This window comes from Nostocoides australiense Ben110 (assembly GCF_001050535.1).
Classification (GTDB): Bacteria; Actinomycetota; Actinomycetes; order Actinomycetales; family Dermatophilaceae; genus Nostocoides_A; species Nostocoides_A australiense.
On sequence record NZ_HG764815.1, the window covers coordinates 3,987,217 to 3,991,248 of the forward strand.

Sequence of the window (4,032 nt, forward strand, 5' to 3'; positions counted from 1 at the left end):
GAAGCACACCTCGACCTGGGTGGAGGACTCCTCGGCCGAGACCACGGTGGCCAGCCAGTACTTCGAGACCACGTCGATGACCGCGACCGCGCACCGCTTGGCCCGGGTGAAGTGCGTGAAGTCGTAGCACCAGATCCGGTTCGGAGCCCACTCCAACCAGGGCGGCCAGGTCGGCTTCGGCGCCGGATCCCGTGGCGGATTCCCAGGAAGCACAAGCCCTTCCGCAGTCAGGACCCGCCGCACCGTCGCCGGTGAGACATGCACCAGCTGCTCCCGTGAGCCGCGGTGAGCGAGCTTGCGGTGCGAACGGTCGACCTCGCCCCACTGAGCGTGCAGCTCGATGATCGCGGCCCGCTCGTCCTCCAGGATCCCATGCACCGCCCCACCACCAGGGACCGCGTCGGCCAGCCCGTCACGACCGTGTGCGACGTAGCGGGCCCGCCACCGCGCGACCCGGTCCTGATCCACCTCGAGCAGCGCGCACGCCGTGCGGGTGGACCAGCCCGCCCGCTCGGCGTGAGCGACCAGGTCGAGCAGGCCGGCCTTGACGGTAGCGTCCACCCGGGACGGGACTGGGCCGGCGCTCAGTCCCAACGCGCTTTTCCCTCGTGCAGGTACAACGCCACCGCCTGCTCGGTCACCGTCGCCTTGAGCCGCTCGACCTCGGCGCGCAGCTCGACGATCTCGGCCTGCTCCGGGGAGAGCCCCGGACGGCCGGGCTTGGCCGACAACGCCGTCAACGCCCCGGTCTTGGCGGCCTTGGCCACCGAGACCACCACCGAGCGGTCCACCCCGTACTTGGTCGCGATCTCGCGCTGGGTGCCCTGCCCGGTGAGCATCGCCACCCACATCTCGTACTTCTGAGACGGCGCCAACACGCGTCTCTTCTTCCGCGGCGTCGTCTTCTTCGACATGTTCTGATCCGACATGGTCATCGACCTCCTGATCGACTCGCCACGCCGCACCCTGGTTGGTATTTAATCCCCCCAGATGTCTCACGAACTCAGACGCAGAACAACCTGCACGTTGTGCGGGCCCTCGATACCTTCGACGGTGGTCACGACCTCGTTGGTCGCGGCGTCGATCGCGGTGAGGCTGTTGCCGGCTTCGTTGGCGACCCACACGGTGCCCGTGACTACTCCGGCATGGGCGTCCTCCGGTGAAGCAGCCCTAGTTGTTTCGCCTTCGCCACGGAGAAGCGCAACGGCAGTCCAGACAATCAGCGCCGTCAGGACGACCGCAGCCGCCGCCATGGAGATCATGACTGTGCGGCGTTTGTTGCCGCCCGGGTCGGGCGACGCGACGTCTCCGCGTGCGGAGCTCGTAAGGCCGTCGGTGCCGTTCAAGATGTGACCTCCATGCAGGACTAGAAATGTCCGCCGGTGCTCGGCGGAAGTTCCAGAGTCACAGCGCTACCCCTGCCGAAAGGGTTGGCGTCTCGTGAAGGTTCGATGAAGGCCGGCACCAGCGGTCAACACCCGTCGGGTGAGAGTCGCGAAAAGACTGTGTCGCCGGGCCGGTCGCGCGGTAGTGCCCAACGACAATCGGAGAGTGTCTGACGCTCACATACGGTGGCCGTGGCGAGGAGGGCAGGCGGCGCGGCTATGAACCGCGGCTGGATCAAGTTGACCCGCACCCCCTCGGTGGCCCAGTGCAGGGCGACGTTCTTGGTCAGGGTGTGCACCGCTCCCTTGGCTGCGTGGTACTAGGAACACCAGTTCCGACTCGGCAAGGTGACGCAGAGCTGCGTCGAGGTCGAGGTGGAGTTCTCCGGCCCAGGTGTGGACCTGATCGCGTGTCGGTGGCTTCCCGCTGCGCCAGGGCGAGCATCGTGCGTCGGTGTAGCAGCTGCAGCGGCTCGGGCAGCGAGTTGCGTTGGGTCAGCAGCTTGTCCGCCGGTATCCCCGAAGCTTCTAGGAGGGCACTCACTGGTGAACTCATGCTGTCGCTCCAATCGTTGTGGCGCAGCCGGTCTGTCGAGCACCGAGCCCAGGTGCGCGGGTAGGTAGGGGTCAGAGCATGGAGCCGAGGTCTGAGCCGACCGTGGGGTAGGCGGCGGTCATGGACTTCAGCTGGCGGGTGGTCAGGTCGAGCTTCATGGCGAGGGCGAGGAAGTTGATGAGTTCGCCGTACTCGGGGCCCAGCAGGTGCGCGCCGACGACCCGGTCGCTGGACCGGTCGATGAGGAGTTTGGCGGCCGCCGTCGTCTCACCGGTGCGGTAGTTGGAGTACCAGCCACTGGTGTCGCTGTAGCGGACATCGACATCGATGCCCTGGTCCTTGGCGTCCTCTTCGAGCATCCCCACCCGGGCGAGTTCGGGGATCGTGAACACCGCCGTCGGGACACCCACATAGTCCGGGACCGCCGTGGTGGCTTTGAGCATGTTGGACGCTGCCACCTTGCCCTCGAAGACCGCGACCGGGGTCAGCGGCATCCCGGGGGTGTTGGCGGAGTCACCTGCGGCGTACACCGCCCGGTTCGTGGTGCTCTGCAGGTGAGCTTCGACGCGCACACCGTGCTCGTCCCACGCGACGCCGGCAGCGTCGAGGTCCAGGCCGGCGAGCTCGGCTGTCCGGCCCGCGCCGTGGACGACGAGGTCGAACTCCAGGTTCTCAGACTGGCCGGATCGTTCGATGCGGACCTGGTAGCCGCTCTCGGAATTCTCGATCCCGGTGATCGTCGTTGAGCGTTGCAGCTCGATCCCGGCATCAGTGCCCCGCGTGATGAGGAGCTCGACAAGGTCTGGGTCGAACCCCTTGAGGGGACGCGCCCCACGGTCGATGATGGTCGGGGTGCTGCCGGCACGCGCCGAGATGTGGGCGAACTCAAAGGAAATGAACCCACCACCGACAAACAGAATCCGCGGCGGAAGCAACTCGAGGTCCAGGAAGACGGTGCTGTCGACCAGGTGCTCGTGGCCAGGAAAGTCCAGCGGTCGTGGGCGTGCACCTGTGGCGATCAGGAAGTGCGTCGCCTCATAGCGGGTGCCGTCCATCTCGATGCTTTTCTCATCGGTGAACCGGGCTACTCCATGCAGGGTGTCGATGCCGTTGCCGGTGAGGCTGTCCTCCATGTTCTGGGGGACCGGATCGGTGAAACCATGCTTGTGCTTCATCAGGTCGGCCCAATTGATCGACAGACCGCCCTCGTCGATGCCCTTGCCGCGCATCAGCCGGGCACTGTCGATGATCTCCGCACCACGACGCAGGATCTTCTTCGGATCGCACCCCCGCAGAGCGCAGGTGCCGCCGTACGGGAGCGCATCGATGATCGCGACGTTCCAGCCCTGCGAGGCGCACTTGTTGGCCGCGGCGACACCCGCCATGCCGGCGCCGATGACGATCAAGTCGTAGCTGCGGGTCATCCCACGGTCCGGTCTTGCCTGTAGAGCGCTGCGCGGAGTTGCTCGATCGTGGGAGCGCCTGCCGGGCCGTCAGGGGTGCGGTAGACCCGGCACGACAGGCCGACGCCGGCGTCCGGCCCGGCGAAGACGTCGACGCCATTCAGCAGGATGCTGGGCGACCCGTGGAAACCAACCCGCTCGGCTTCCTCCAGCGTGTCGACCAGGTGACGCGAAACCGTCAGGTCGGGGCGTTCTGCGGCGATGACGGCGAGACGTTCGTCGGCGATCTTCCAGTTCGGGCAGTCGTCGAAGTACAACAAGGCGATGTCCATGCCAGCGACCGTAAACCTTGATCCATGGTGCAAGGTCAAGCGTTAGGATGGATCCATGCTGATCGGTCGTGTCCAGCGGCCGGTGTAAATGAGACGGGCGTAGGTTCGGTTTCGAGACCGCTCAAAGTCATCGAAGAAAGGACCCTACGCCCGTGTCTGCACGAGTATCACCCACCGATCGGATCCACGCCAGGATCGACGCCCTGTTCGCGCAGGACCGGCCGCTGCCGGAGGTCTTGGAGGAGGTGGCCCGCCTCGGCGCGCAGCTGTTGATGCAGGCCGCCCTGGAGGCCGAGGTCACCGAGTTCCTGGGCCGGGAGCGCTACCAGCGCGCCGCGACCATCACCGACGCCCGG

5 protein-coding genes and 2 pseudogenes are annotated in these 4,032 nt (G+C 66.5%); 1 reads left to right on the plus strand and 6 read right to left on the minus strand.

Features of this window, described 5'->3' with window-relative positions; all coding sequences use genetic code 11:
- The 6 genes and pseudogenes from BN11_RS19675 to BN11_RS19690 form a co-directional block, all read right to left on the minus strand.
- A partial coding sequence (locus BN11_RS19675) for a helix-turn-helix domain-containing protein (RefSeq protein ID WP_201329318.1) occupies positions 1–561 on the minus strand: 561 nt, incomplete at its 3' end.
- Between the two features lie 23 nt (positions 562–584).
- Complete coding sequence (locus BN11_RS19680) at positions 585–935, minus strand: COG3415 family protein (RefSeq protein WP_201329319.1); 351 nt, start codon at positions 933–935, stop codon at positions 585–587.
- A gap of 60 nt (positions 936–995) precedes the next feature.
- Positions 996–1,346 carry a YncE family protein gene (locus BN11_RS23200; RefSeq protein WP_157044294.1) on the minus strand — a complete coding sequence of 117 codons (351 nt, stop codon included), beginning with the start codon at positions 1,344–1,346 and terminating at the stop codon, positions 996–998.
- Positions 1,347–1,471: 125 nt separating this feature from the next.
- Positions 1,472–1,693, minus strand: a pseudogene (locus BN11_RS25685) (hypothetical protein); the annotation flags it as partial.
- 319 nt (positions 1,694–2,012) lie between these two features.
- Positions 2,013–3,365 carry a dihydrolipoyl dehydrogenase family protein gene (locus tag BN11_RS19685; RefSeq protein WP_048700084.1) on the minus strand — a complete coding sequence of 451 codons (1,353 nt, stop codon included), beginning with the start codon at positions 3,363–3,365 and terminating at the stop codon, positions 2,013–2,015.
- The gene (locus BN11_RS19690; RefSeq protein WP_048700086.1) at positions 3,362–3,676 is read right to left on the minus strand and encodes a hypothetical protein; all 315 of its coding nucleotides are present in this window, start codon (positions 3,674–3,676) and stop codon (positions 3,362–3,364) included. The genes BN11_RS19685 and BN11_RS19690 overlap by 4 nt, the downstream gene beginning before the upstream one ends.
- Before the next feature lie 152 nt (positions 3,677–3,828).
- Here BN11_RS19690 and BN11_RS24425 point away from each other — a divergent pair.
- A pseudogene (locus BN11_RS24425) lies at positions 3,829–4,032 on the plus strand (IS256 family transposase); the annotation flags it as partial.

Excerpts from the sequence above, each read along its gene's own strand:
- BN11_RS19685 (WP_048700084.1), bottom strand. The coding sequence starts at position 3,365 with ATGACCCGCAGCTACGACTTGATCGTCATCGGCGCCGGCATGGCGGGT.
- BN11_RS19690 (WP_048700086.1), bottom strand. The coding sequence starts at position 3,676 with ATGGACATCGCCTTGTTGTACTTCGACGACTGCCCGAACTGGAAGATC.
- BN11_RS19680 (WP_201329319.1), bottom strand. The coding sequence starts at position 935 with ATGACCATGTCGGATCAGAACATGTCGAAGAAGACGACGCCGCGGAAG.